23 protein-coding genes are annotated in these 25,048 nt (G+C 64.1%); 5 read left to right on the forward strand and 18 right to left on the reverse strand.

The genetic code is table 11. The annotated features are described in order from the left end of the window. Nucleotides 1-174: 174 nt before the first annotated feature. The 16 genes from ACO2Q9_RS14395 to rutA form a co-directional block, all read right to left on the reverse strand. Nucleotides 175-1,704: an amidase gene (locus tag ACO2Q9_RS14395; RefSeq protein WP_423312493.1), complete on the reverse strand. Its 1,530-nt coding sequence runs from the start codon at nt 1,702-1,704 to the stop codon at nt 175-177. Then, nucleotides 1,701-2,420, reverse strand: a complete 720-nt coding sequence (locus tag ACO2Q9_RS14400; protein WP_423312494.1) for an ABC transporter ATP-binding protein — start codon at nt 2,418-2,420, stop codon at nt 1,701-1,703. The genes ACO2Q9_RS14395 and ACO2Q9_RS14400 overlap by 4 nt, the downstream gene beginning before the upstream one ends. Further along, on the reverse strand, nt 2,417-4,213 hold the full coding sequence (locus tag ACO2Q9_RS14405) for an ABC transporter permease subunit (RefSeq protein WP_423312495.1): 1,797 nt from the start codon (nt 4,211-4,213) through the stop codon (nt 2,417-2,419). The genes ACO2Q9_RS14400 and ACO2Q9_RS14405 overlap by 4 nt, the downstream gene beginning before the upstream one ends. After that, on the reverse strand, nt 4,203-5,231 hold the full coding sequence (locus ACO2Q9_RS14410; RefSeq protein WP_423312496.1) for a branched-chain amino acid ABC transporter permease: 1,029 nt from the start codon (nt 5,229-5,231) through the stop codon (nt 4,203-4,205). Before ACO2Q9_RS14410 ends, ACO2Q9_RS14405 begins: the two co-directional genes overlap by 11 nt. 9 nt (nt 5,232-5,240) lie before the next feature. Next, complete coding sequence (locus tag ACO2Q9_RS14415; protein WP_423312497.1) at nt 5,241-6,425, reverse strand: ABC transporter substrate-binding protein; 1,185 nt, start codon at nt 6,423-6,425, stop codon at nt 5,241-5,243. Nucleotides 6,426-6,532: 107 nt separating this feature from the next. Then, the gene (locus ACO2Q9_RS14420) at nt 6,533-7,828 is read right to left on the reverse strand and encodes a TRAP transporter large permease (protein WP_423312498.1); all 1,296 of its coding nucleotides are present in this window, start codon (nt 7,826-7,828) and stop codon (nt 6,533-6,535) included. Nucleotides 7,829-7,843: 15 nt separating this feature from the next. Further along, nucleotides 7,844-8,365: a TRAP transporter small permease gene (locus ACO2Q9_RS14425; protein WP_423312499.1), complete on the reverse strand. Its 522-nt coding sequence runs from the start codon at nt 8,363-8,365 to the stop codon at nt 7,844-7,846. Between the two features lie 21 nt (nt 8,366-8,386). Then, nucleotides 8,387-9,442: a TRAP transporter substrate-binding protein gene (locus tag ACO2Q9_RS14430; protein ID WP_423312500.1), complete on the reverse strand. Its 1,056-nt coding sequence runs from the start codon at nt 9,440-9,442 to the stop codon at nt 8,387-8,389. After that, nucleotides 9,439-10,395, reverse strand: coding sequence for an alpha/beta hydrolase (locus ACO2Q9_RS14435; RefSeq protein WP_423312501.1), 957 nt, complete (start codon nt 10,393-10,395; stop codon nt 9,439-9,441). The genes ACO2Q9_RS14430 and ACO2Q9_RS14435 overlap by 4 nt, the downstream gene beginning before the upstream one ends. Beyond that, nucleotides 10,392-12,095: an amidohydrolase gene (locus ACO2Q9_RS14440; RefSeq protein ID WP_423312502.1), complete on the reverse strand. Its 1,704-nt coding sequence runs from the start codon at nt 12,093-12,095 to the stop codon at nt 10,392-10,394. The genes ACO2Q9_RS14435 and ACO2Q9_RS14440 overlap by 4 nt, the downstream gene beginning before the upstream one ends. Nucleotide 12,096: 1 nt before the next feature. Next, a complete protein-coding gene (locus ACO2Q9_RS14445) occupies nt 12,097-13,293 on the reverse strand; it encodes an ABC transporter substrate-binding protein (protein WP_423312503.1) in 1,197 nt (398 codons plus the stop codon). 105 nt (nt 13,294-13,398) lie between these two features. Continuing rightward, on the reverse strand, nt 13,399-13,932 hold the full coding sequence (locus tag ACO2Q9_RS14450) for a flavin reductase (RefSeq protein WP_423312504.1): 534 nt from the start codon (nt 13,930-13,932) through the stop codon (nt 13,399-13,401). After that, on the reverse strand, nt 13,929-14,750 hold the full coding sequence (rutD, locus tag ACO2Q9_RS14455) for a pyrimidine utilization protein D (RefSeq protein ID WP_423312505.1): 822 nt from the start codon (nt 14,748-14,750) through the stop codon (nt 13,929-13,931). Before rutD ends, ACO2Q9_RS14450 begins: the two co-directional genes overlap by 4 nt. Before the next feature lie 7 nt (nt 14,751-14,757). Beyond that, nucleotides 14,758-15,150, reverse strand: coding sequence for a pyrimidine utilization protein C (gene rutC / locus ACO2Q9_RS14460; RefSeq protein ID WP_423312506.1), 393 nt, complete (start codon nt 15,148-15,150; stop codon nt 14,758-14,760). Continuing rightward, nucleotides 15,143-15,940, reverse strand: a complete 798-nt coding sequence (gene rutB, locus ACO2Q9_RS14465) for a pyrimidine utilization protein B (RefSeq protein ID WP_423312507.1) — start codon at nt 15,938-15,940, stop codon at nt 15,143-15,145. Before rutB ends, rutC begins: the two co-directional genes overlap by 8 nt. Nucleotides 15,941-15,961: 21 nt before the next feature. Continuing rightward, a complete protein-coding gene (rutA, locus tag ACO2Q9_RS14470) occupies nt 15,962-17,068 on the reverse strand; it encodes a pyrimidine utilization protein A (protein ID WP_423312508.1) in 1,107 nt (368 codons plus the stop codon). A 366-nt stretch (nt 17,069-17,434) separates the two neighbouring features. On the opposite strand from rutA, the gene ACO2Q9_RS14475 reads away from it, so the two are divergent. Continuing rightward, on the forward strand, nt 17,435-18,325 hold the full coding sequence (locus ACO2Q9_RS14475) for a hypothetical protein (protein WP_423312509.1): 891 nt from the start codon (nt 17,435-17,437) through the stop codon (nt 18,323-18,325). Beyond that, complete coding sequence (locus ACO2Q9_RS14480) at nt 18,322-19,227, forward strand: nucleotidyltransferase domain-containing protein (RefSeq protein ID WP_423312510.1); 906 nt, start codon at nt 18,322-18,324, stop codon at nt 19,225-19,227. Before ACO2Q9_RS14475 ends, ACO2Q9_RS14480 begins: the two co-directional genes overlap by 4 nt. A 110-nt stretch (nt 19,228-19,337) precedes the next feature. Here the strand turns inward: ACO2Q9_RS14480 and ACO2Q9_RS14485 are convergent, their stop codons facing one another. Then, on the reverse strand, nt 19,338-21,383 hold the full coding sequence (locus ACO2Q9_RS14485; protein WP_423312511.1) for an acetoacetate--CoA ligase: 2,046 nt from the start codon (nt 21,381-21,383) through the stop codon (nt 19,338-19,340). Nucleotides 21,384-21,460: 77 nt separating this feature from the next. Between ACO2Q9_RS14485 and ACO2Q9_RS14490 the strand changes: the two genes are divergently transcribed. Beyond that, nucleotides 21,461-22,066: a TetR/AcrR family transcriptional regulator gene (locus ACO2Q9_RS14490; RefSeq protein ID WP_423312512.1), complete on the forward strand. Its 606-nt coding sequence runs from the start codon at nt 21,461-21,463 to the stop codon at nt 22,064-22,066. A 220-nt stretch (nt 22,067-22,286) separates the two neighbouring features. Further along, a complete protein-coding gene (locus ACO2Q9_RS14495; RefSeq protein WP_423312513.1) occupies nt 22,287-23,198 on the forward strand; it encodes an alpha/beta fold hydrolase in 912 nt (303 codons plus the stop codon). Here ACO2Q9_RS14495 and ACO2Q9_RS14500 read toward each other — a convergent pair. Beyond that, nucleotides 23,179-24,498, reverse strand: a complete 1,320-nt coding sequence (locus tag ACO2Q9_RS14500) for a hypothetical protein (RefSeq protein ID WP_423312514.1) — start codon at nt 24,496-24,498, stop codon at nt 23,179-23,181. The two genes, ACO2Q9_RS14495 and ACO2Q9_RS14500, sit on opposite strands and share 20 nt — an antisense overlap. 107 nt (nt 24,499-24,605) lie before the next feature. Here ACO2Q9_RS14500 and ACO2Q9_RS14505 point away from each other — a divergent pair, with 107 nt between their 5' ends. Next, the gene (locus tag ACO2Q9_RS14505) at nt 24,606-25,040 is read left to right on the forward strand and encodes a hotdog fold thioesterase (RefSeq protein ID WP_423312515.1); all 435 of its coding nucleotides are present in this window, start codon (nt 24,606-24,608) and stop codon (nt 25,038-25,040) included. Nucleotides 25,041-25,048 lie beyond the last annotated feature (8 nt).

Below are 25,048 nucleotides of genomic sequence, written 5' to 3' on the forward strand. Positions count from 1 at the left end.
CATCGGCGTCCCTGGATGTCTCGAAGAGGCCGATGACGTCAACGTAGAAATCACGCGAACGCTCCAGATCCACGACCTGATACTCGATGTAGCCGAGCCGCAGGATGTTGAAGCCGGGCTGATTGGGAGTGGTCATGGTTCTTTGAATCTTCTGTAAGGCGTACGCGCCGGGCGCTATGACGCGAAATAGAGCCGAGCCGCCATGAGGCGCGCCTGCCTGTGGACATTGTCTGGCACGTCTGGAGTGGCGGCTGTATCGGCCGATACAGCCGCCACTTCTTCGTGCGGGGCCGGTGCTGGGGCAAGCTTCAAGGGATAGCGCTTCTCAAGCCATGCACCCAGCATCAGCAGACTGTCGTCCCGGTAGCGGGGCGCAACGAACTGCACGCCGACCGGTAGCGCGCCAGAGTCGGGCCAGATAGGAAAAGACATTGCCGGCACTTGCGCCATGTTGAACGCCGGGGTGTACGGGTTCCATGACAGCCAGTCGTCGCACGGCCAGCCTTCGGGTACCAGACGGCCAGCAGTGAAAGGCAGGATGGGCATCGTTGGCAACATCAGTACGTCCACCTCATCGAACAACGATCCCAGCCGGTTGCACCAGGCGTCACGCTGGCCGCAGAGCGCGAGGTATTCAGTCATCGGTCCGGCGTCGGCGCCTTCAGCGAATCGCAGCAGCTCCGGGTCGAGACGATGGCGGCTGGCTTCGGGCACGGCGCGGATAGTCGCCGCACAGCCGATCCGGTAGAACGCGGCCGAAACCGCAGAAGCTGCCGTGACATCGAAATCCACCGTTTTCACGGCGAAGCCTGTATCACGCAGTTGCTTCAGCACGGTTTCGACCCCCTCGCGGACTGGATCCTGCGCGCTTCGCCAATGCGCCGGTGCCAGGATGCCGATGCGCAACATCGGCGCATCATCGGCTCGCGACACGGCATGCACATAGTCCATCTCGCCGCCGATGAACGAATGCCAGTCGCGTGCGGACGCACCACCCACGATCTGAAGCGTTTCAGCCAACTCGCTCACCGAGGCGGCGATCGGCCCGGTGTGCACGATGTTCGAGAACGCACTGGGCTGTGGATTGGCCGGCACACGGCCGAAAGTCGGTTTGAGGCCCACGAGCCCCGTAAAAGCGGACGGTATGCGGATGGAACCACCGGCATCGCTCGCCAGCGACACACGCACGATGCCGGCAGCTACTGCAGCAGCGCAACCGCCACTACTGCCCCCGGGGGTCAGCGACAGGTCCCACGGATTGCGCGTGATGCCGAAAGCCGGGCTGTCAGTCACACCTTTCCAGTTGAACTCGGGCGCGCGAGTCTTGCCAATCAGCACAGCACCGCCGGCCATGAGCCGTTCGACGAACACCGTGTTTCGCGGCGCCGGCTCACCGCCCGTCACCGCCGAGCCGCGTCGCGTGGTCCAGCCTTCGACTGCTGCGAACTCTTTCACCGTCAGAGGCATGCCGTCCAGTGAACCCGCCGGCGTTCGCGATTTCCAGCGCATGGCGGATCGCGCGGCAGATTCCAGCGCGCGCTTGCGGTCCAGCAACGCAAAGGCGTTGAGGCTCTCGTTCGCGCGCTCGGCATGCGCCAGTGCACTCAGGGTTACGTCAACTGGTGACAACTCGCCGGCACGGTAGCGCGCCCGAAGCTCATCAAAAGGAAGCTGATGGATCATCGAGCCCGGCTCCGCCTTCAAGCCGCCTTGCCGAGATAGCTGCTGACCAGCCCGGGGTCTGCCGCCAGTTCGGCCGCAGGACCACGCTTGACCACGCGGCCCAGCTCGACGAGGTAGGCCTCGTCTGCGGCACGAAGCGCCATGCGCACGTTCTGTTCGACGAGAATCACGGTGAGCCCCTCGCTGCGCTTGAGCTCGACGATGACTTCCATGATCTGCTGCACGATCCGAGGCGCAAGACCGATGGAAGGCTCATCCAGCAGCAGCACACGTGGATGGGCAATGAGCGCGCGGCCTATCGCCACCATCTGCTGCTCGCCGCCCGACAGCGTACCTGCGAGCTGTTCGCGCCGCTCCTTGAGTACCGGAAACAACTGGAAGATGCGTTCGAGCTCCCTGTCAAGCTTCAGGTCCTTGCGTCGCGCGTAAGCACCCAGCCGCAAGTTATCTTCGACCTTCATCGACGCAAAAAGCGAACGTTTTTCAGGCACAAGGTACATGCCGCGGCGTACCCGCTCTTCCACCGGAATCTGTCCGAGCACGATGCCGTCAAGCTCGACCGTTCCTTCCTTGGCCGGTAGCGCTCCCATCAGTGCCTTGAGCAGCGTCGTCTTGCCCGCACCGTTGGCGCCGATAAGCGTGACCACCGATCCCGCCGGCACGTGGAAGCTGATGCGGTCGACCGCCGTCACCTGTCCGTAAGCGACAGTCAGGTCTTTCACCTGCAGGACGTTCATGCCTCGCTCCCCAGGTATGCCGCGATCACGGCAGGGTTGTTCTGGATGTCGCGGCGACCGCCTTCGGCAAGCAGCTCGCCGTAGTTCAACACGAAGATGTGATCGACGCAGCTCATGACGAGCTCCATGTCGTGCTCCACCAGCAGGATCGCCATCTGCCGTTCATCGCGCAGGGACTTGAGCAAGCGGACCAGGCGTTCTTTCTCTGCTGCACGCAGGCCGGCTGCTGGTTCGTCGAGCAGCAACACGTCAGGGCGTGTCATCAGTGCGCGGGCCACCTCGACCAGTCGCTGGCTACCCAACGGCAGGCTGCCCACGGTACGGTCCGCGTCGGCGGTGAGGCCCACTTGCTGCAATGCTTCGCGTGCGCGCTCCGCCGTGATGGCTTCCTCCACGCGATCCCGGCCCAGTGCTGCAGCAACGAGACCCGCATGGCCATCGATGTAGCCGCCAATCATCACGTTCTGCAGAACCGTGAGTTCACCAACCAGCTGCACGTGCTGAAAGGTGCGCGCCATGCCGGTCCGGATGACCTCGCGCGAACGCGCGGGTAGCGGCGTACCGTTGATGCGCACCTCGCCCGTGGTGGCTGGCGACACCGCGGTCACCGCGTTGAACAATGTCGACTTGCCCGCACCGTTGGGCCCGATCAGCCCGGTGATGCGCGCGCGCGGTACGTCGATGGTCACGCCCTTGAGCGCCTGCAGTCCGCCAAAACGCTTGGTGACCTTGTCGACCTCGATCTTCGCGATCTGCGGCCGCATATCGGCTACCTGCTTCGCGCTGGCTGCAGCATCCACCCGAGGTGTGCCGTACACCGTCTCGCGCAGCTTCAGCCAGCTCAGAATGCCCCCGGGCCATCGCAGCAGCAGCACGATAAGCAGCGCGCCGAACAACATGGCTTCCATCTGGCCGGGCACACCCAGCATCGTGGCGAAAAGGTATTGCGCCCCCACTTCCATCACTACAAACAGCACGGCCCCGAGGATGGCGCCCACCGGACTGGCTACGCCCCCGAGCACCACCATGATGAGGTAGTTGAACGACGCGCCTATGGCGAACGACGAGGGGCTGAGGAACCGCATGTAGTAGGCAAACAATCCGCCCGCGAGCGCGGCCAGCGCAGCAGAGGCGACGAACACACGCATCTTCACACCGGGCACGTCGGCACCGAACGCCGTGACCATGACGCCATGCACACGGATGGCCTTGGCGATGCGGCCCACCCGACCACGGTGGATCCGGCTGTAGCCGATGAACACAAGCAGCACACATATCCAAGCCAGCGCGGTCACGGCACGCGTATCGAAGACGAAGCCGGCCACACTCAGCGGTGGAATGTCGGACATGCCCGACGCACCACCGGTGATGCCAATGGACGCGACGAAGCACACATAGATGGCGACGCCCCAGGCCAGCGTGGCCAAAGGCAGCGAATGCCCTTTCAGCCGAAGTGTGATGCGCCCCAGAACATAGGCCACCGCCATGCACAGGATCATGGCAAGAGGAATGGTAAGCGCCGTGGGCACACCCCTGCGCGCCATGATGGCCGAAGCATAAGCACCCAGCCCCACAAACGCCGCGTGGCCGAGCGACACCTGCCCCGTGCCCAGTACGAGCGACAAGCCGATGCATACCAGCGCATGGATGCCGGCCATGGCCATCAGGCCGACGTAGTAAGTCGGGGCGGTGGTGATCAGAAGGGCCATCATCACGCACAGGCTGCCGATCACGACCACCTGACGTCGCCTGAGGGAGGAAGGCGGACGCACCGCGCGGATTTCAGTGCTCATCGAGATCCTCGCCGGCGTAGCGGTTGCGCCAAAGCATGATGGGGATGACCAGCGCGAACACGAGCGCGTCGCGGTAGGAACTGCTGAAGAACGAGGCGAAGGATTCGAGCATGCCGACAATGAATACGCCGGCCACCGACAGCGGGTAGTTCACCAGCCCGCCCATGGCCGCGCCGACGAAACCCTTGAGTCCGACGACGAATCCCATCTCGTAGTGGGCGGTGACCAGCGGTGCGAGCAGCATGCCACTCACGCCCGACAGCGCCGCCGCCAGGAAGAAGCTCAGGCGCCCGGCCAGCACCACCGGGATGCCGCAATACTGCGCGCCTTCACGGTTGACCGATGCGGCACGCAATGCCTTGCCAGTGAGCGTGAATCGGAAGAATGCGAAGAGCGCGAGCGCCGAAGCGATCGACACCGCCATGATGAACAGTGACTGGTAGGCCACGTCCATGGGTCCAAGCGACAGGCGCCCGTCGCTGATGGCGGGCACCGGGCGCGGGTCCGGTCCCCACAGGAGCAGCGCCAGCGGATGCATGACCATGGACACACCGACCCCGATGATCACCAGCACCACGGTGGTGTTACCCGGCTTGGGCTCCACAGTCACTCGGTAGACGATGGGACCGAGCGCCGACACCAGTGCCAGTGCCGCCAGCATGCGTAGCGGCAGCGACTGCACCTGCCAGGCCACCCACGTAAGCGCGGCCAGCGCAGCAGCAATTGCCAGATACTGCAGCAGCGGGCGCAACACGCTGCGCCGGTTGAGCACGGCCTGGCGCATGTCGAGTGCCAGGCACACGACACCGCCGGCCGCCACGACCCAGACGATGGGCGCGAGCTTGCCTTCGATGAAACTGGCAAGCGTGAGCGCGCCGAACGTGACGTACTCGCCCTGCGCGATGTTCACGACACGGGTGGTCGTGTAGATCAGGACCAGGCTCAGCCCCACAAGTGCATAGACCGCGCCATTGGTCAGGCCATCGGTCAGAAGGAACAGCGCGGTCAATGAATCCATGGAAGCGGCTTACTGGTCTGCGAGCAGGGTGAACTTGCCGTCTTTCACGGTTACCAGGAAGGTGCTGCGCGAATCGAGGCCGAGGTGGTCGGTCGGACTGAAGCTGAAGATGCCCACAGCACCGAGGTAGTTCTTCGTGTTTTCGATGTTGTCGCGCAGCGCGTTGCGGGCCTGCGCGAGATCACCGGCGCGCACGTTGGCCGGCACGCGGCTCCATGCCTGCAGCGGGATCTGGATGGCGTCGTAGGCCTGCGCGGCAAACAGGTCGGCCTTGCCAGCGCCGTATTTCGCGTCGTAGCTCTTTGCGAAATCACCCTGCACCTTCTTGAGCGGATGGTTCGCGGGCAATTGGTCGTGGATGGTGAGCGACGCGGTGCCGACGATAGCGCCTTCGACCGCCGTCTTGCCGACGCTCAGGAACGCGGGCGTGGGCGCGCCGCCGCCGTGGAAGATCGGGCCGGCATAGCCGACGCGCTTGAGTGTTTCGTGCGCAAGCGCGGCCGACGGCGGGATGGCGTGGAAATACACGGCGTCGGGCTTCTTCTGCGAGACGCGCAGCGCCTGCGGCGTGAAGTTGGTGTCACCGCGCGAGAAACGTTCGGTGGCGACGATCTCCATGCCCTTGGCGGCAGCGAGCTTGTTGAACTCGACCCAGCCGCCTTCGCCATACGAATCGTCGAGGCCGAGGAAGGCCACCTTGCGGTAGCCCTTCTTGAGCATGTAATCGAGCGTGTAGTTGATCATCAACCGATCGGTGATCGGCGTCTTGAAGGTGTACTTGCGCTCCGACGCCGGCTCGATCACCGATGCGGCGGCGGCCAGCGAGACGTTGGGCACCTTCTCCTCGTCGATGGCCTTGTTGACGGCGAGCGACGACGGCGTGGTGGTGCAGCAGATGATGACGTGCACCTTGTCTTCCTGCGCAAGGCGGCGCACCGCGTTGATCGACTTGGCCGGATCGGACCCGTCGTCGTACTTGATGAACTTCACCTGGAACGGCAGCGACTTGTCGGCGGCCAACTGCTGCTCCAGCAGGTTGAACGTGGCCACGGCACCGGCCGCAATGGCGGATGCGCCACCGGTGACGGCGTTGACCATGCCGATGCGGAACTCCGGCCGGTCGTCGGCAAAGGCGGAGTGTGTGAAGCCCGCAGCCAGAAGAGCGGCAGCAAGCCAGCGATTCGTACGTCCCATGAGAGCCTCCCGTGTGTTGGAAGAAGTTGAGGTGTACGGATGATTTCAGCGAACGCGCTGGCTGGCTGTATCTGCGGATACAACCGGCCACGGCGAGGCACGGTCGCTCAGAGCCCCAGCCAGCGGGGCAGCACCAGCGCGATCTGCGGGAAGGTGATCAGCAGTGCGAGCAGCACGATTTGCGCGACGAGATAGGGCATGACGCCGGCAAAGAGATCACGCAGTTGCACCGAAGGCACGAGGTTACGAACGACGAACAGGTTCATGCCCACCGGCGGGCTGATGAGTCCCACCATCATCACCACGACCACAAGCACGCCGAACCATACGCCGTCGAAGCCCAAGCTGGTGACCAACGGGAAGAACACCGGCACGGTAAGCAGGATCATCGACAGCTCCTCCATCACCGTGCCCAGCAGGATGTAGATCGCACAGATGGCAACGACCACCAGCAGCGGATGGATGGAGAACTGCTTCACGAAGTTGATGAGGTCGCTGCCCAGCGTCGTGTAGGTGACGAAGTTGGCGAAGATCATCGCGCCGATCATGACGGCGAACATCATCGCCGTGGTACGCGCGCTTTCCTTGAGGATATGGAAGAGCATCTTCCAGGTGAGCCGCCGGCGCTGCAGCGCGCAGACGAAGCCGCCGAAGGCACCGATGCCCGCGCCTTCGGTGGCGGTGAACAGGCCACCGTAGATGCCACCCATGACGACGATGAACAGCAGCAGCACCAGCCACACGTCGACCAGTGCGCCGGCGCGTGCCTTCCAGTCCATCGGCTCGCCGGCCTGCATCTCGTCTGGCCGGCGCCATCGGAGCCACTGCACGGAGAGAAGGAACAAGCCCGTGGCCAGCAGGCCGGGCAGCACGCCGGCCGCGAATAGGGCGCCGATGCTCGTGTCGGTCATGATGCCGTAGAGGATCATGATGACCGAGGGCGGGATGAGGATGCCCAGCGTGCCGCCCGCCGCGATGGAGGCCGAGGCGGTTGCGTCCGAATAACCGTACTGTTTCATCGGCTGGTAGGCCACACGGGTCATGGTGGCCGAGGTGGCGATGCTGGAGCCGCAGATGGCGCCGAAGCCCGCGCAGGCCAGTACCGTGGCCATGGCCAGGCCACCGCGCAGGTGGCCCACCAGCGCATGCGCTGCGCGATACAGCTCGCGCGACATGCCGGCATTGGTGACGAAGTTGCCCATCAGAACGAAGAGCGGCATGACACTCAGCGTGTACTGGAAGCCGCTTTCGAAGAACACCGTGCTGACCGACGCGCCAGCCGATTGCCAGTTGCGCATGAGGCCCAGGCCTACAAAGCCGACGAGGCCCATCGCCAACGCGATGGGAATGCGCAGCATGGACAACGCCATGATGACGGCCAGGCCGAGGAGGGATTCAAACATCGGCCAGTTTCCGGTTCAGGATTCGTCCACTGCTGCGACAGCGGCTTGCGCCGGATCGGCCGCGTCCCGCGGCAACACCACGCGCAGCAGGTGCAGCAGTGCGGAGATGACTGTGAAGACCACCATGCTCCAGGCCACGGCGTCGAGCGGGATGTGCAGCATGGCGGTGGCCTCGCCGTCCGCGTGCAACTGCCGGGCGCGCCGCAGCAGCAGCCAGGCGACGAGCACCAGCGCCACGGCGAACACCGCATTGCCGATGCGGCCGAGAGCACCCCAGACGGCCGGCGGGATGAAGGTGCCCAGCACGTCGATCTCGATGTGCTCCTGGTGCAGCGCTGCAAGCGGCAGACCCGCGAAGATGGTGATGACGAGCAGCACTTCGATGACCTCCACGCCGCCCATGAGCGGCATGGAAAAGAAGTACCGTCCCACCACATCGACGAAGGTCAGGCACATCATGGCAAACAAGGCCGAGCCCGAGACGACGCCGAGCGAGATTTCGCACCAGCGGTCGATGCGGGGGGTGACCGTCTGCATGGCGGATCGTCCGTGCTGCGCTTATTTGCCTGCCGCAACCTTGCGGATTTCTTCGCGGAACTCGGCCAGCACCTTGGCGCCGTCGAGGCCGCGCGAGTTGGCATGCGCGATCCAGGCCTTCTCGGTCTCGGCCGATGCGGCCTTGATTTCGGCGATGAGCGAGGGGCTGGCCTGCGTGGTTTGCACGCCGGCCGCCTGCATCACCGCCTTGGATCGGCGGTCTTCCGCGTCCCACGCACGGCCAGCCGCACGCGAGAGCTTCTCGCCCGAGATCGCCATGATCGCGTCCTGGTCGCGCTTCTGGATTTTCTTGAAAGCGTCTTCGTTCATGATGAAGACGAAGCTGGTGTTGTACGCGCCACCCGGAATCAGAGTGCCGTATTTGATGAAGCGCTCCAGCTTGAAGGTGGCGATCGCCTCGGCAGGGAAGAACGCACCATCGGCCACGCCGGTGGAGATGAGTTCGTACGATTCGCTGGACGACTTGTGAAGCGGCACAGCGCCGAGCTTCTGCGCGAGCTGCGTCACCGACGCACTGCCGACGCGCAGCTTCAGACCCGAGAGGTCCCTGGCCGAATTGATGGGGCGCTTGGTGTTGAAGATGGCGCCGGGGCCATGCACGTTCACCGCAAGCACCTTCACGCCCTGATGCTCGTTGGCCTTGGCCAGGTGCCGCTCATAAATGCGCTGGTAGGCCACCGAGATGTCTTCCGACGTGTCGCCCAGCAACGCGAGTTCGGCCATCTGCGTGAGGCCGAAGCGGCCGGCCTGTGCGCCGTGCACGTAGTAGGCGACGTCGGCCAGGCCGTCACGCACCGCGTCGTAGGCACGCGGGTAGGTGGAAACCGGCTTGGGCAGCACATTGATCTTCACGCGGCCTTCTGTCACCTTCTCCACGTCGGCGGCCCAGTCGACCATGAGCACCTTGTGGAACAGGTGAACCGGAATGTTGCTCGACGCGCTGAGCGTCACCGTCTGCGCCGTGACCGGTGCAGCGGCAAGGACCGAGAGCGAAAGGCCGCCTGCGACGAGAAGGCGGCGAAGTTGTTTGAAGGGCTGGAGGACTTGGGATTTCATGGAGGACTCCTGTGGTGAATCGGCAGACTCTGTTGACGGATCCATGTGCAGATGGCATCGAACTCGGCACGCGCCGCACGCGAGATGCCGCGCGCGCGCAAGTAACCATGGATGAGACCGGTACCGGGCCGGAAGTCCACGGCAATGCCGGCCTTGCGCAGCCGCGCGGCATAGTCGGCGCCTTCGTCGCACAGCGGGTCGTGTTCGGCCACCATGACCAGTGCCGGTGGCATGCCCGAAAAGTCGGGCGCACGGATCGGTGTGGCAAAGGGTTCGAGCCGCCGCACCGGATCAGGGCAGTACTGCCCCCAGAACCACACCATCTCCGCCGCCTTCAGGAACGGGGCCTGCGCTTCGCGGATGAAGGAGTGGCGCGAGAAGTCGGTATCGACCACCGGATAGACAAGCACCTGGCCGCGCAGCCTGCGCGCCGGGTCCTGGCGGAACATCAGCGCCATCACGGTGGCGAGGTTGCCACCCGCGCTGTCGCCGCCTACAAAGATGTTTGCCGCATCGATGCCGAGTTCATCGGCATTCGCGAACACCCATTCGACAACGGTCCGGCATTCTTCGGTGGCGACCGGATATTGGGCTTCCGGCGCACGCGAGTAGTGGACGCTGATGACCACTGCCAGCGTCTGCAGCGCTATGTCGGCTGTGATGGCGTCGTGCGTGCGATGGCTGCCGATGACCCAGCCGCCGCCGTGCATGTAGATGAGCGCGGGCAACGGACCCTTGGACTTCGGTCGGTAAAGCCTCACCGTGACCGGGCCGTGCGGGCTGGCCACTTCGATGTCTTGCGAGTCGAGCCCTTCGTGCGTGGGCTTGACAGCGGCAGACGACAGACGTTCGGCGCGGTCGCGCCAGGTCTGCACGTCGAGCGACAGCGGGTACTCGGGCCAGACCTGGTTGAGGGCGTCGATGAACGGCAGGAGTTCGGGGTCGATGGTCATGCTGCGTCCGGCGCGCCGCGCCGGTACACCACGCGCCCGCCCACCAGGGTGGCTTCGCAGCGGATGTGGGGGATGTCTTCGGGCGCCACTTCGCACGGATCGTGCGAGAGCACCGCCATGTCGGCAAAGTGGCCGGGCACCAGTGCGCCCTTGCGGTCTTCGTCGAAGGTGAGCCATGCACCGGCCGTGGTGGCGAGGCGCAGGGCCTTCTCCACATCGAGCCGGCCTTGCGGGCCCAGCACACCTTCGCTTTCACGCATGTGGCGCGTGGCAAGTGCCCAGACGTTGAACAGCGGGTTGTGCGGCACCGCGTCGCTGCCCATCGAGACCGGCACGCCGGCATCGATCAGTTGCAGCGCGGGCACCACGCAGGCCTGCGCCGCATCGTCGAGATGGAGGTAGCGGCTGCTGGCTTTCCAGATGTGGAAGGCCGGAATCAGCGTGACTGCCACGCCGAGCCTGCGCAGGCGCTGCACGGCCGACGGCGAGCAGGCGCCGAGGTGTTCCACCACCCAGCGCAGCGGGCCGATGGGTTGCGCTTCGTCCAGCCGCTCCAGCACGGGCAGCAGCTTCTCGATGTTGTCGGCCGCCACGGTGTGCACACGCAGGCCGCATTGCTGCGCGATGCGTGCGATCTGCTCGAACTCTTCCTCGCTCCAGGCCTGCTTGATGTGGCTGGACCAGCCGATGTCGTCAGGCGCGCGCTGCGCGAGCACGGCCGACACCTTGTCGCCGCCGAAGCCGATGTACACGCCCGAGATGCGAAGGGTGTCGTCGCCCAGCCCTGCATTTGCGGCGTAGGACAACCAGTCGCCGAACAGGTCACGCGCCTGCGCCACGCTGTCGATCAACGGATTGACCACCAGGCCGGCGCGCATGGTCAGCAGGCCTTCATGGTGCAACTGCCGGTAGTGGCCGATCATGCGCGGGCCGAGGCCGTGGCCTTCATAGATGCTGGTAGTGCCGACCGAATGAAACTCGGCCTGCGCCAGCCGGATAGCGAGCTTGCGTTCGTCGTGCGAGAAGCGCGGCACGGCCGGCAAAACATCGAGCTGCGCGGACTCGGGATAGTTGTCGTCGGCGATGACGCCAGTGGGCTCACCGCTATCGTCTTTCTCGATGCGCACGCCGGGTACGCGCGGTTGCGTGTGGCGGTCGATGCCATTGAGCGCGAGACCGCGCGAATTGAGGGCCGCATGGCATGGCGGCTTCCCCCAGTAACCCGATGGCGCGGTGATGTAGACCGGGTGGTTGGGCGCGGCGGCGTCGAGCTCTTGCCGCGTGGGCATGCGGCGTTCGCGCAGGTGCGCCGTCTGCTCGAAGTAGAACGGCCCGCGGCCCACCGGCATGGTAACGATCCATTCGCCAACCGGCGTGCTGGCCGCCAGCGTGCGCACGCGCTGGAGGATGGCCTCCACGCTGTCTGCTGACTGCAGCGACGGGCGCTGTGTGAGCAGGCCCACTGAATCCATATGCGCATGCGTGTCGTTGAAGCCAGGCACCACTGTGCGCCCCGTGTGATCGTGCACCCGTGTTGACGTATCCGCCAGCGCGAGCACGTCGTCCGCGTCGCCGGTGGATACGATGCGCCCATCGCGGATGGCAAGCGCCTGCGCACGCGTGCCTTTTGCATCGAGCGCGCGGATGTTGCCGAGCACGACGGCGTCGATGCGCCGGGTCTCCGGCGCCACGGCGCCCATATCAGTCTTCCAGCAGCTTGAACGCGCCGTCCTTCACCACGGCCAGGTAGATGCCGCGCTCCAGACCGAGATGGTTTTCCGGGGAGAAGGTGAACACACCGCTCACAGCCTTGAAGTCCTTGGTGGTTTCGATGGCATCGCGCAGTGCCGCGCGGCTCGCGTTGAGGTCGCCCGAGATGACCGTCGGCGTGAGCTTGCGCGCCGATGCGATGGTGATGTTGACCGCGTCCCAGCCGTAGCCGCCGAACTGATCGGCCTTGCCGGCGCCGAAGCGCTCGTTGAAGGCCCTGGAGTAGTCCTGCAGCACCGGCACCACCGGGCTCGATGCCGGGAGCTGGCTGGCCACCTGCATGGGACCGACGGCGACGATCGCGCCTTCGACGCTCTGGCGGCCGATGGTCACGAAGGCCTGGTTGGCCGAACCGCCGGACTGATAGATGGCGCCCTTGAAGCCTGCGCGCACCAGTGCTTCGTGCGAGAGCGCCGACGACGGCGGAATGGCGTGGAAATACACCGCGTCCGCGCCGCTCTGGCGCACGCGCAGGGCTTGGGGCGTGAAGTTGGTGTCGCTCTTGGAGAAGCGCTCCACCGCGACGATCTCCAGCCCGCGCGCCTGCGCAGACTTGCGGAATTCGTTCAGACCGCCTTCACCATACGCATCTTCCAGGCCCATGAAGGCCACGCGCTTGTACTTCTGCTTCACCATGTGTTCGGTCACGCGCGTGAGCATGAGTCCGTCGGTCACGGCTGTCTTGAAGACGAAGCGGCGTTCGGCCACTGGTTCCACGATGGCCGAGGCCAGTGCCATGGAGATGTTGGGCGTGCGCGCTTCGGCGATGGTGTTGAGGATTGCCATGGAGTTGGGCGTGGTCGTGCAGCACAGCACCACATGCACCTTGTCTTCCTGGATCAGCTTGCGCACCGCATTGACCGCCTTGGCCGGATCGGACGCGTCGTCGTAGGTGACGAACTTCGGCTTGAAAGGCAGATCATTCACTGCACCGTAGCGCTCTTCGAGCAGCTTGATGGCATTGCCTTCGCTCACACCCAGCGATGCTGCCGGACCCGTGATGGACACCACGGCGCCTATCCGCAGCTCTGGCAGCTGCTGCGCGCAGGCGGCACCCGCCACCGCCAGCGACGCGACCCAACTCGTTGCTCCAGCACTCAGCACTGAAATGAATTTCCGGATATTCATGGCATGTTCCTTTGTTGGAAAACATGCGCAGCGTAGTAATCCGGCGGTCACAACGATGTATCTGACGATACAAATCGTGGAAATGCCGCGCCGACAGGCGCGGGATCAGGCAGCAACCAGCCGGTGGAACTTGCGCCCGAAGTACGCGAGCGCTTGAGGCTCGGCATCGAAGGACAGGGCCAGCACTTCGCAGAACAACACATCGTGCGTTCCCACCGGCAAGCGCTTGACAATGCGGCAATCGAACGCGGCGGCAGCGCCCAGCAGCACCGGCGAGCCCGTGCAGAGCGCATGCCACTGCGCGGCTGCAAACCGATCGTCCATGGCAGTGCGCCCTCCAAAGGCCGCGACCACCGATTGCTGCCCGGCGGAGGCCACATTGACGCACAGCACGTCACTGGACGCGAATGCGGTGTAGACCGAAGCGGCATGGTTGAGGCAGACCAGCAGCGTCGGCGGGACATCAGTCACGCTGCACACCGCCGAGGCGGTGAAGCCTGCCATGCCGGCCGGCGTGCGCGTGGTGACGATGCTGACTGCAGTCGGCAGACGCGACATCGCGTCTCGGTACGAAGCGCCCGAAACCACCGGCGCCGCCGGTGAGACAGCAAAGTCGAGAACATTGGAGGTGGCTTTCATACCATCACCTGCCGGCGCGTGGCGTGCAGCAGGAAAGCGAGCAAATGCTTGTTGAACGCGTCGGCTTCCGTGACGCTGTGCGCGTGGCCGCCGTGCGGCAGCGTGTCGATGCGCGCATGCGGGAAGCCGCGCGCCATGTGCTGCGAGCAGGTCCAGGGCACGAGCACGTCGTCCTGCGCGGCGGAGACGAGCACCGGCAACTGGATCTCGCCGAGCCGCGCATCGACATCGAACGCACGCAGCGCGGCAATGCGCGCCTTCATGATGTCTGCGCCGGGGAAGTGCGCGAATGCATGGTCCACCTCGGCGGCCACCTGCGCCGCATGTTCGGCGGCCCATGCGGCGGGGTAGAGGAAGATCGGCTGCGCTTCGACATACGCACGCGGGCCGACGTGGTCGAGCAGCGCGAGCCGCGCGTCGAAGCAGCGCGCCGAATGCGGATTCGGCTTCGACCACGCGTTGACGAGCGCGAGGCTCGCGACGCGCGTGGGTTGGTCGAGCGCGAGCTGCAGGCCCACCAGCCCGCCGAGCGCGTGGCCGACGAAGTGGCAGTGCGACGTGGCCGTCGCGTCGAGCAGTTCGAGTACGTCCTGCGCCATGTGCGCGATGCTGTAGGGGGAAGGCAGCGTTCCACCCGTGCGGCCGGTGCCGCGCTGGTCGTACGCGATGACGCGGAAGCCCGCATGCAACAGCGCATCGATCTGCGGCTTCCAGAATGCTGCCGCGCCGCCGAGGCCGGAAGACAGCAGCACCGTCTCGGCATCGGGCGAACCGTGGATGTCGTGGATGACGAGGCCTTCGTGACTGCCGCTGGTCATCGCCGCGTCAGCCCTTCTTGCCGACGTGCGCCGTGCTGGCGATCTCCACCAGCGCGTCGGGCTTCACCAGGCCGCACTGGATGCAGTAGCGCGCCGGCTTCACGCCGGGGAAGAACTCGGCGTACACCGCGTTGATCGCCTTGTAGTCGGCCCAGTCCTTCACGAAGATCTGGTTGAAGGTCACGTCGTCCATCGTGCCGCCGCCGGCTTCGATGACGCCCTTGATCGTGGTGAGCACATGGCGCGTCTGCGCGGCGGCGTCGCCCACGTGCACGACGTTGTTGTCCTTGTCGAACGCGAGCGTGCCCGACACGTAGATCACGCCGTCGGCGATGGTGCCGGGCACATAGGGCGCAAGCGGCACGCCGGTGCCGGGCGGGATGATGGCTTCCTTAGGCATAGCTCAGTTCCTTCACTTGTTGGGGTTGGAATGTCTTGCAGAACGCGTCCACCGTGGCGACCCAGCCGAAGAAGGTCTCCACGTTGTAGACCGTGGCCTGCTGGATGGCCGCGCCGCCGAGTTCGTGCGTCGCGTCTTCCAGCAGCACCGAGAAGTATTCGAGGTGGAACGCATCGCGCAGCGTGCACTCCACGCACACGTTGGTGGCGATGCCGGTGAACGCCAGGTTGCGGATGCCGCGCGCGCGCAGCGTCGAGTCGAGCGCGCTGTTGAAGAAGCCGCTGTAGCGCGGCTTGGGCAACACGATGTCGCCCGGCTGCGGCGTCAAAGGCTCGATGAGTTCGTAGTCCCACCCGCCCTTGGCGAGGAACTTGCCCGCCAGCTCCGGCTTCTTGCGCATGGTCTTGAGCGCGTTGGACTTGTGCCAGTTGGGCGAGCCCGGGCCGCCGGCCTCGACGTACTTCGCGTCCCAGCCGTTCTGCAGGTACACGACGAGAATGCCCGCCGCGCGCGCAGCGGCCGCAGCCTTGGCGATCTTCTCGATGGTGCCCTGCGCGCCCGAGATGTCGAAGCCCGCCGAGTCGACGTACCCGCCGATGGACGCATAGGCGTTCTGCATGTCCACGATGATCAGCGCCGTCTGCGACGCATGCATGGCCAGCGGCTCGGGCCGCGAGGGCAGCACCATCGCGCGCGGCGTGCCTTCGGGTGCGTCGATGGCGGCGAGCGCCTCGGGCACGCCGACCGGCGTGGTGGAGGTCAGTGTCTTGTTGGATTTGGCGTCACTCATGGTGTGTTCCTTCGACTGGCTTCAAGCGGCGAGCGGCTCAGGCTGCACCTGCGACGGCACCGGCGTCTCGACACCGATTCGGCTCTTCATCAGCGGCTGGATGCGTTCGCCGAACGCCTTCACGCCACCCACGAAATCGTCGAACGTGAGCAGCACGCCTTCGGTGCCCGGCACCTCGGCCACTTCGTCCAGCATGCGCGCGATGGTTTCGTACGAGCCTACCAGCGTGCCCATGTTGAGGTTGACCGCCGACGTCGGGTCCGCCAGCTGGCGCACGTTGCTGTCGGCCTTCTTGTCGGCCGCGCCCTGCTCGCCCAGCCACGAAATCGCGCCCTGGTCGGCGCCGGCCTTGTAGGCCTCCCACTTGGCGCGCGCGGCTTCATCCGTCTCGCCGGCAATCACCATCATCAGCACATAGGTGGTGACGTTGCGGCCCGTGACCTTGTTCGCCTCGATCAGCTTCTCGGCGGCGGGTGCGAACGCCTTCGGCGTGTTCACGCCCTTGCCGAGGCAGAAGTTGTAGTTGGCGTACTTCGACGAGAACGCCATGCCCGCATCGCTCTGCCCCGCGCAGATGACCTTCATCTCCGCCTGCGGCTTGGGCAGCACGCGGCAATCGTCCATCTTGAAATAGTCACCCTTGAAGTCCGACTGCCCCGTCGTCCACAGGTCCTGGATGACCTGCATGTACTCGGACAGGTATTCATAGCGCGTGGCAAAGAACTCGTCGCCCGGCCATAGGCCCATCTGCGAATACTCCGGCCGCTGCCAGCCGGTGATCAGGTTCAGCCCGAAGCGCCCGCCCGAGATCGAATCGATCGTCGACGCCATGCGCGCCACGATGGCCGGCGGCATCACCAGCGACGCGGCCGTGGCGAACAGCTGGATCTTCTTCGTCACCGCCGCCAGACCCGCCATCAACGTGAACGTCTCGAGGTTGTAGTCCCAGAACTCCGTCTTGCCGCCGAAGCCGCGTAACTTGATCATCGACAGCGCGAAATCCATGCCGTAATGCTCCGCCAGGAGCGTGATCTCCTTGTTGAGCTCGAAACTCGGCTTGTACTGCGGCGCCGCCTCGGACAGCAGCCACCCGTTGTTGCCGATGGGAATGAACACGCCAACTTTCATGATGAGCCAAGCCTCCGGAAGATGAACCGGAAGCAGCCCATGCATGCGCCGTGCCAAGACAAAAGTTGTTATGAATCAATAGGTTATGAATTGTAGATCAAAAGATTTTGACCAAATGGTCCGAAATGGGGCGTGCTCGAAAGCTTGGTTCACGAAGGTGGTGCGGCATATCAACTTTAGCTGCGGCCCTACACCAGTCGCCGCCCGATCCAGCAAGCCTGGAGAAGAGACTGAATTTTCGTTGTCGGACCGAGTGAGTCAGCGTAGTTGATGTGTACGGATGAGCCGTGAGCAATAAGTACACAGTCGTGGATAAACTATACGAAGCACAACAGGCCGTTCTATACGGACAAAGGCTAGGCACTCATGACGGATTCATTTTTCGATCTTGGGAAAAATTTGCCCAAGATCAACAAGATTGCGTTGGAAGCACACCTCCAGAATGCATCTGAGATTTTTGAGAAGGCTTTTGAACCTAGCTCTGTACTAGAAGCCGCCGTTCCTGGGGACACGCTCTTCTTCAAAAATAAGACCTTCAAACGGATGCGCTTCTATGAAACTCACTTTGTTCGAGTGGTTTTTACTAAATGCACGTTCGATGAATGCCTCTTTCTCAGCGCTCATTTCGAAGATTGCGCCTTTCACGAGTGCATCTTTATTAAGTGCAACACGCACAAGTTCAAGCTCACTCGAACTTATATCGATCCTCGTTCTTTTTTACGCAACCTTTTCGATAGAGAACGATACGCCAATGTGGGCGTCGATCTTTTTCACACCCTCCTAAAAAATTCCATCGATGAAAGCCAACCAGAGTTTCGAGATACTGCGGAATACCACTTTCGGCTTTGGCAGCGTTACAACCGTTGCTTCTATTGGTTGAGCGCGAGTGGGCGCACTAAATGGTTGGATTTTCGTTTCTATGCGTTTTGGTTCTGGAACGTACTTTTCCAGCTTCTTTTTGGCTATGGAGTACGGGCTCGTCACATCTTATTTGTCACGCCTTTTCTTTGTTCGGTGGTCTGGGGGTTCAATCACGCTTACTGGAAAGAATATGGGATCGATGGCTCCAAGCTCAGTGATGTTCCTCTTCCACTCAAGACAGCTTTTTTCACGATTGGGAATATGTCAACGTTTGGCACCCTAGAACTTACACCGTCTACCTCATTTGGCTTGATCGCCGTTTTGTGTCAAGTGGTACTGGGGATTGCATGGATCGCGTTGTCGACCGCAATGGTCGTTAAAAGGTTTGTACGATGAATCTCGCCCGTTCCATTGAGAGTCTCGCAGTATTTGGCTCTGTTTCGAGAGGTGATTTTGATGAGTTCAGCGACAAAGACATTCTTCTCGCCGGAAATCATGACCCTCGTGTAGAGAATGAGCTGTGCAAAGCAGGTTATTCAACCAGCACCTATAGCTGGCAGCAACTATTTGCATTTTCGAGAGATGGGTCCTTGTTCCTACAGCACCTGAAGCAAGAAGGTCGCATTTTTATTGATCGAGAAGGAAAATTGGGTTCGCTTCTTCGAAGCTATCGCCCTCGAAGCAACTACAGTGATCAGCTCATTGAGAATATGGAACTCTTGGAATCAACGGCTGGAACCCCGGTGTCCGGTAGCGCGATTGGGTGGGCATTTGATGTGCTCGCTGTCGGTTTTCGTAATCACGCAATACTGTGGCTGGCAGGCAATGGAAAGTACGTGTTCTCCTTTCCCGACCTCGTAGCAGAAGTATCTAGCGCGCACAAGCTGAGGCCCCACGAGATCCAACTTTTGGGGCACCTGAGAAGCCATAAATACAACTATCGCTCTGGCGGCACTAGTCAACCCGAAGTTCACGATCAATTGCGGCAGACTCAGGCCGTCGTTGATCGCATTGCGGGGACACAGTGTCTTGCCAACACTGGCTCCGCAGAAAGTTTCGCCCGCGATCAAATCCGATTGGCCTCAAAAAGCCACCACTGGTATACGCGGCTACGTCGTTTGGAGGGTGCCTACCGCGCGATGGGCTACACGCTTGCGACTGTCGATTCACCGGCTTCAAAAGAAATTGAAGCGATCTTTGCGAAGCCATCCCCATATCGCGGGACAGGCTTGGCGTCAATCGAATGGGTGCGCACTCATGTTGAAACGGCTTTCAGTCTTTGGTGTAGCCGTACTTAGTTCTGAAGTGCGATCGACTGTTTCTTGCGCGTACATGTTTGACCATATAGACGTAAGCACCGACGCTCGAGGGGTATCGACCGCTTTACGCGCGCCAACTTGTTGCTCCGTCAAACAAGTCGGTTGAGTGAGTTAGGCGAACGGCCATTACGCTCTAGCGCAAATCTTTGATACCACTCTAAGCATGCAGGGTTGGCCATGGCATCGCGATTGACGACTTTCTCGATCGGCTGCCCCAGCAGCAGCTTCTTGATCGGCAATTCCTGCTTCTTGCCCGACAGCGTGCGCGGTATCTCGGCCACATGAAAGATGTCGTTCGGCAGGAAGCGCGGTGACAGCGCCGTGCGTATCGCGCCGTTGATGCGTGCACGCAGTGCGTCGTCCAGCGTGATGCCTTCGCGCAGCGAAACGAAGAGCGGCATGTAGCTTTCGCGGCCGAGGTATTCCAGGTCGACGACCATGCTGTCGAGCACTTCGGGCAATGCCTCCACTGCGCTGTAGAGCTCGCTGGTGCCCATGCGCAGGCCGTGGCGATTGATGGTGGCGTCGCTGCGGCCGTAGATGACGCAGCCGCCGTTGTCGCCGATCTTGAGCCAGTCGCCGTGTCTCCACACACCCGGGTACATGTCGAAGTAGCTCGACAAATAGCGCTTGTTGCCTTCGTCGCCCCAGAAGTAGAGCGGCATGGACGGAATGGGGCGGGTGCAGACGAGTTCGCCCACTTCGCCGATGACGGGCTGGCCCTGTTCGTTCCACGCTTGAACGGCGCAGCCGAGCAGGCGGCATTGCATTTCGCCGGGGACGAGCGGCAGTTCGCGGTTGCCGCCGATGAAGGCGCCGGCGAAGTCGGTACCGCCGGAGATGTTGCACCACCAGATGTCTTCGGCTTCGGGCCTGAGCGCCTTGAACTGTTGCGTGCCCCAGCGTTGCGCGTCTTCACTCAGTGGCGAGCCGGTGGTGCCCAGCGCGCGCACGCTGCGCAGGCCGGGCAGTGCGGTGAGGTCCACGCCGGCTTTCATGCAGTTGGCGAAGAAAGCTGCGCCCGCGCCGAAAAAGGTGACGCCGAGTTCCGCGCCGAAGCGCCAGAGGGTGGACCAGTCGGGCCTGTCCTTGCTGCCGCCGGGGTTGCCGTCGTAGATGCAGCAGGTGGTGCCGTTGAGCAGGCCGCTCATCTGCGCGTTCCACATGACCCAGCCGGTGGAGCTGTACCAGTGGTAGCGCTCGCCCCAGTTGTTGGGGTGGTAGCTGCAGCCGACGTCGTTGTGGATGATCTTGAGCGCGAGCGCGACGAGCAGCGTGCCGCCGTGGCCGTGCACGATGGGCTTGGGCAGGCCGGTGGTGCCGCTGGAATAGACGATCCACAGCGGATGGTCGAAGGGCAGCCACATGGGCTCGAAGCTGCGCGTGGCTTCGTCGTCGCGCTGCGTGGTGTCGGCCAGGCGCGTGGTGTCGGGCAAGGTGGCCAGGCCGCCGAGGTTCTCATGGACGATGACGTGCTGCACCGTGGGCAACGCGGCGCGCATCTCCGCGACGACGGCGGTGCGGTCGAAGTCTCTGCCGCCGTAGGTGACGCCGTCGCAGGCGATGAGGATTTTCGGTTCGATCTGTTTGAAGCGGTCCAGCACGGCGGCGGTGCCCATGTCGGGCGCGCAGATGCTCCACACGCCGCCCACACTCACGGTGGCGAGGAAGGCGACCATGGCCTCGGGAATGTTGGGCAGGTAGGCGGCGACGCGGTCACCGGGCTGCAGGCCTTGCGCCTTGAGGTGCAGCGCGAGCGACGCGACCTGGCGCTTCAGTTCAGGCCAGCTGAGTTCGCGATGCGCGCCCTTCTCGTTGCGGCTGATGATGGCCGCGAAGCCGGCTTCATGCGCGGGCTGCACGTGGCGGAAGACCTGCTGCGCGTAATTGACCTGCGCACCGGGGAACCACACGGCGCCGGGCATCACGTCCTTCGCGAGCACGGCGGTGTGCGGCGTGGGCGACTGCAGGTCGAAGTAGTCCCAGATGCTTTGCCAGAAGGCCTCGAGGTCGGTGGTGGACCAGGTCCAGAGCGCCTCGTAGGTATCGAAGGCGAGGCCGCGGTTTGATTTCAGCCAGTCCTGGTAGAGGCTGATCTGCGGGCGGAATGCCGGATGTGTGGACTGATGGGTCATGCGCTTGTCTCACTGTCTTTTTATGCCGCTAGCGTAGCGGATTTGTCTTTTCGCACAACCGTGCTAATATTCGCCGCATGGACGCCAAGACGCAGAAAAGCGAGATGACCCGTGCCGCCATCGTGGGCGGCGCGCTCGACCTTGCCCTGGCCGAAGGACTCGAAGCCATCACGCTGCAGGCGGTGGCGGACCGGGTGGGCCTGTCCAAGAGCGGCGTGTTCTCGCGTGCGGGCTCGCGTGAAGCGCTGCAGAAGGCCGTCATCGAAGAGTACGGCCGCCGCTTCGTCACCGACGTGTTCGTGCCCGCCATGCAGGCGCCCAAGGGCCTGCCGCGGCTGGACAACATCGTGCAGCGCTGGGTGACGCGCATGCGCGACGTTGAGGCGCACACGGGTTGCCTGTATACCGCCGGCGCGTTCGAGCTCGACGACCGTGAAGGCGAGTTGCGCGACCTGCTGCTGTCCGAAGTGACGCGCTGGCGCGCCACGCTGCGCCGCACGGTGCAACAGGCCATCGACGAAGGCCATCTGAAGGCCGACACCGATCCGGCGCAGCTCGTCGCCGAGCTCAGCGCCATGTTCATGGGCCTGCTCCACGACGTGCGCTTCTTGCGCGACAGTTCTGCCGCCGCACGCACGCTCGCCACCTGGCAACGCCTGCTGGCGAGCTATCGCCCGCAGTAACCCCCTTCCCTCTCACCTTCGAATGACCATGACTTCCCCCGTCATCGCCCATCTCCATATTTCGCACGACTGTGCGAAGAAAGGCAAATCATGCTGATCGTTGCACTCATCGCCGGCGTCTTCGTGGCCGCGCGGCTTCTTCTGGCGGCTGTCGATTCCTTGCGCCAGTTGCCGCGCAGCAATGAAGACTGGTGCTGGTACTGAAGCCGGGGGCACGCACATGACACCCGCTGCCTTGCAGGCCACGTCCGATTTCTACAGCACCAACCCGTTCACCCGCGTCATGCGCACGGGGCTGGGCGCCCTGGAGCGCGTGTGGCCTTCGCTGACGGTGCGCGCGGCCTACCGCCTCTTCGGCACGCCGCTGCCGCCGCGATGGCTGCGCAAGCAGCGCCCCTGGCCGGAAGGCTGGCGAAGCGAGCGTTGGGCGTTCGAGGACGCGAGCATCACGGTGCATTCGCTGCCGTCGGCGCCGTTGGTGCCGTCGACGCCGCAAGGACCCGTGGTCTTGCTGGTGCACGGCTGGGGCGGGCATGCGCAGCAGATGCTGCCGCTCGCGCAGGCGCTGGCCGCACAGGGCATGCAGCCTGTGCTGATCGACCTGCCTGCGCATGGCGTGAGCCGTGGGCGCGTGAGCAACCTGCCGCAGTTTGCGCGGGCCATCGAATACACCGCAGCGCGACTGGCGCAACAGGGTCACGTGTTGCGCGGTGCGGCGGCGCATTCACTGGCCGCCAATGCGCTCGCGTTCGCGGCAAGCCGGGGGCTCCGCATCGAGCGGCTGGTTCTGCTGGCGCCGCCCGCGTCGCCGTATGAATACACGCGTCTGTTCGCGCATGCCTTCGGGCTGAGCGAGGCAACGCGTGCGGGGCTTCAACGGCGCGTCGAATCGCGCGAAGGCGTGCTGATGTCGCAGTTCGAGCCGCAGTGCACGGGCCCGAACGTGGCAGCACCCACGCTCGTGGTGCATGACCGCGAGGATCGCGTGAACCACTTCGCCGACGGCGAAGCCTTTGCGCGCGAAATCAAGGGCGCGCGGCTCACCGCGACGCAAGGACTCGGCCACAGCCGCATGCTCAGGGATGAACAGGTGACGTCCGCCGTGGCGGCGTTCATTGCAGGCGCGGACTGACCGGCCCCTTTTTGATGGGCGTAGCAGGCTTGTCCGGCTTGCCAGATTTGGCCGGTGCGCCGCCGAGCGCCCCGCCGATGCGCGCGCCGATCACCGTGCCGATGCCCGGGAGGATGGCAGTGCCGATGGCCGCACCCGCATAGAAGCCGGGCGCGATCTCGAAGTCCGGCTTGCGCGTGGGGCCTTCGACGGTGAACGGCACGGCCACCGCGCCCCCGGCCGTGTCGAGCGTGCCCCGCGCCTTCACATGGCGTTGGTAGACGGTGGCCTCGCCGCGCGCGGCGTAGTCGCCCGCATGCGCTTCGAGATCCGAATACACGACGCGCATGCCTTGCTCGGTGTTCTGTGTTTCCACGCGGCCGGTCAGGCTGTCGAGCGGCGTCTGGCCGGCGCGCTCCTTGCCGAGCGTGCGCACGGCCTTGTCGACGTCGAGCCGGAGCACGCGGCCGCTGGCGACGCTGAGTTCGCTGACGGTGTGCAACGAGCGGGCGAGCTCGCCTGCTGTCTGTCCACTCGCTTCGATCCGCGTGCGGCCGGACGCGAAGCCGGCCAGGGGCGAGCGCCGGTGGAATGTCGCCACGGCCTGCTCCACCTCGATGCCGCGCGGCGCCAGATCGCCGGCGAGCTGCATCAGGCCATCGGGTGTGGTCTGCAGGCGCACCTCGCCATCGGCTGTTCCGCCTGCGATGACGATGCGCGTCTGCCAGCGGTCTTCGGTGCCGACGCGGGTGAGGTCGAGCCGGGCCGGCGGCGAGACACCGGGACGCACCAGGGTGGCCGCGCGCGGCAGCCACAGCGGGTCGAAAAGGATCTCGCCGTCATACGCAACCGGTACACCCGACCAGGAAATCCATGTCACGTCGTGGAACACGAATTGCCTGAGCGGGATGTCTGCCTTTTCGCCGCCCGGTTCGGTGACGCCCGACTCGCGGCCGCGGAACGCGCGCATCGCCTCGCGGGGAATCACTGCGCCTTCGAGCTCCACCCGCCGCATGACGATCTGGCGATGCAGGGCGGCACCGAGGTCGGGGAAGAGCGCGAGCCGGCGGAACGTGATCGCCTCGGGATGCTGCACGGTACGTGCATCGAGGACCTCGGCATACGGCGTGGGCCAGACGCCCCAGTGCACGGCGCCGATCTGCACGGGCACGCCCAGGCGCGCCTGCACCTCGGCTTCGACACGCCGCGCGATCTCTTCGCTCGAAGGAAGCCACAACCACAACGCGCCAGCCGCCATGACAATCAGCGCGGCAAGCGCGCATGCCGCGAGACCGAGCCGCCGGAGCCATTTGTGTTTCATGCGTGCCAACATACCGGCACGGCCCGCCCTGCCCTGTAGGTCGCCACCGCGACGCATTGCAGGGTTGTCGATATAGTTGAAGCCTGAAGCATCCGAAGGAAAGCACCATGCCCGAGACACGCGCCGTCTGGAAGAAACCCATCTCCGTCGAGATCCTCGGCGCCATCCACAAGGACACCGCCGTCGCCCGGCTGGGCATCGAATTCCTCGAGGTGGGCGACGACTTCATCACCGCGCGCGTACCGGTGAACGAGCACACCCGACAGCCCTACGGCCTGCTGCACGGCGGCGTGAGTGTGGTGCTGGCCGAGACGCTGGGCTCCTGCGGCGCGGCCTACAGCTGCCCCGAAGGCCATCGCGCGGTGGGGCTGGACATCAACGCCAACCACCTCAAGGGCGCAACCAGCGGCTGGGTGACCGGCATCACGCGGCCGGTGCACATCGGCCGCACCACGCAGGTCTGGCAGATCGACATGACCAACGACGCCGGCGAGATGACCTGCGTGTCGCGCATCACGATGGCGGTGCTGGCGCCGCGCTGAACCCTGCG

Source organism: Variovorax sp. VNK109, assembly GCF_049445855.1.
Lineage (GTDB): Bacteria > Pseudomonadota > Gammaproteobacteria > Burkholderiales > Burkholderiaceae_C > JAGOCV01.

What these genes read in the sequence shown, in the direction of transcription:
- ACO2Q9_RS14400 (WP_423312494.1), bottom strand. Translation starts at nt 2,420, where the DNA reads ATGAACGTCCTGCAGGTGAAAGACCTGACTGTCGCTTACGGACAGGTG.
- ACO2Q9_RS14405 (WP_423312495.1), bottom strand. Translation starts at nt 4,213, where the DNA reads ATGAGCACTGAAATCCGCGCGGTGCGTCCGCCTTCCTCCCTCAGGCGA.
- ACO2Q9_RS14410 (WP_423312496.1), bottom strand. Translation starts at nt 5,231, where the DNA reads ATGGATTCATTGACCGCGCTGTTCCTTCTGACCGATGGCCTGACCAAT.
- ACO2Q9_RS14415 (WP_423312497.1), bottom strand. Translation starts at nt 6,425, where the DNA reads ATGGGACGTACGAATCGCTGGCTTGCTGCCGCTCTTCTGGCTGCGGGC.
- ACO2Q9_RS14420 (WP_423312498.1), bottom strand. Translation starts at nt 7,828, where the DNA reads ATGTTTGAATCCCTCCTCGGCCTGGCCGTCATCATGGCGTTGTCCATG.
- ACO2Q9_RS14425 (WP_423312499.1), bottom strand. Translation starts at nt 8,365, where the DNA reads ATGCAGACGGTCACCCCCCGCATCGACCGCTGGTGCGAAATCTCGCTC.
- ACO2Q9_RS14430 (WP_423312500.1), bottom strand. Translation starts at nt 9,442, where the DNA reads ATGAAATCCCAAGTCCTCCAGCCCTTCAAACAACTTCGCCGCCTTCTC.
- ACO2Q9_RS14435 (WP_423312501.1), bottom strand. Translation starts at nt 10,395, where the DNA reads ATGACCATCGACCCCGAACTCCTGCCGTTCATCGACGCCCTCAACCAG.
- ACO2Q9_RS14440 (WP_423312502.1), bottom strand. Translation starts at nt 12,095, where the DNA reads ATGGGCGCCGTGGCGCCGGAGACCCGGCGCATCGACGCCGTCGTGCTC.
- ACO2Q9_RS14445 (WP_423312503.1), bottom strand. Translation starts at nt 13,293, where the DNA reads ATGAATATCCGGAAATTCATTTCAGTGCTGAGTGCTGGAGCAACGAGT.
- ACO2Q9_RS14450 (WP_423312504.1), bottom strand. Translation starts at nt 13,932, where the DNA reads ATGAAAGCCACCTCCAATGTTCTCGACTTTGCTGTCTCACCGGCGGCG.
- rutD (WP_423312505.1), bottom strand. Translation starts at nt 14,750, where the DNA reads ATGACCAGCGGCAGTCACGAAGGCCTCGTCATCCACGACATCCACGGT.
- rutC (WP_423312506.1), bottom strand. Translation starts at nt 15,150, where the DNA reads ATGCCTAAGGAAGCCATCATCCCGCCCGGCACCGGCGTGCCGCTTGCG.
- rutB (WP_423312507.1), bottom strand. Translation starts at nt 15,940, where the DNA reads ATGAGTGACGCCAAATCCAACAAGACACTGACCTCCACCACGCCGGTC.
- rutA (WP_423312508.1), bottom strand. Translation starts at nt 17,068, where the DNA reads ATGAAAGTTGGCGTGTTCATTCCCATCGGCAACAACGGGTGGCTGCTG.
- ACO2Q9_RS14475 (WP_423312509.1), top strand. Translation starts at nt 17,435, where the DNA reads ATGACGGATTCATTTTTCGATCTTGGGAAAAATTTGCCCAAGATCAAC.
- ACO2Q9_RS14480 (WP_423312510.1), top strand. Translation starts at nt 18,322, where the DNA reads ATGAATCTCGCCCGTTCCATTGAGAGTCTCGCAGTATTTGGCTCTGTT.
- ACO2Q9_RS14485 (WP_423312511.1), bottom strand. Translation starts at nt 21,383, where the DNA reads ATGACCCATCAGTCCACACATCCGGCATTCCGCCCGCAGATCAGCCTC.
- ACO2Q9_RS14490 (WP_423312512.1), top strand. Translation starts at nt 21,461, where the DNA reads ATGGACGCCAAGACGCAGAAAAGCGAGATGACCCGTGCCGCCATCGTG.
- ACO2Q9_RS14495 (WP_423312513.1), top strand. Translation starts at nt 22,287, where the DNA reads ATGACACCCGCTGCCTTGCAGGCCACGTCCGATTTCTACAGCACCAAC.
- ACO2Q9_RS14500 (WP_423312514.1), bottom strand. Translation starts at nt 24,498, where the DNA reads ATGAAACACAAATGGCTCCGGCGGCTCGGTCTCGCGGCATGCGCGCTT.
- ACO2Q9_RS14505 (WP_423312515.1), top strand. Translation starts at nt 24,606, where the DNA reads ATGCCCGAGACACGCGCCGTCTGGAAGAAACCCATCTCCGTCGAGATC.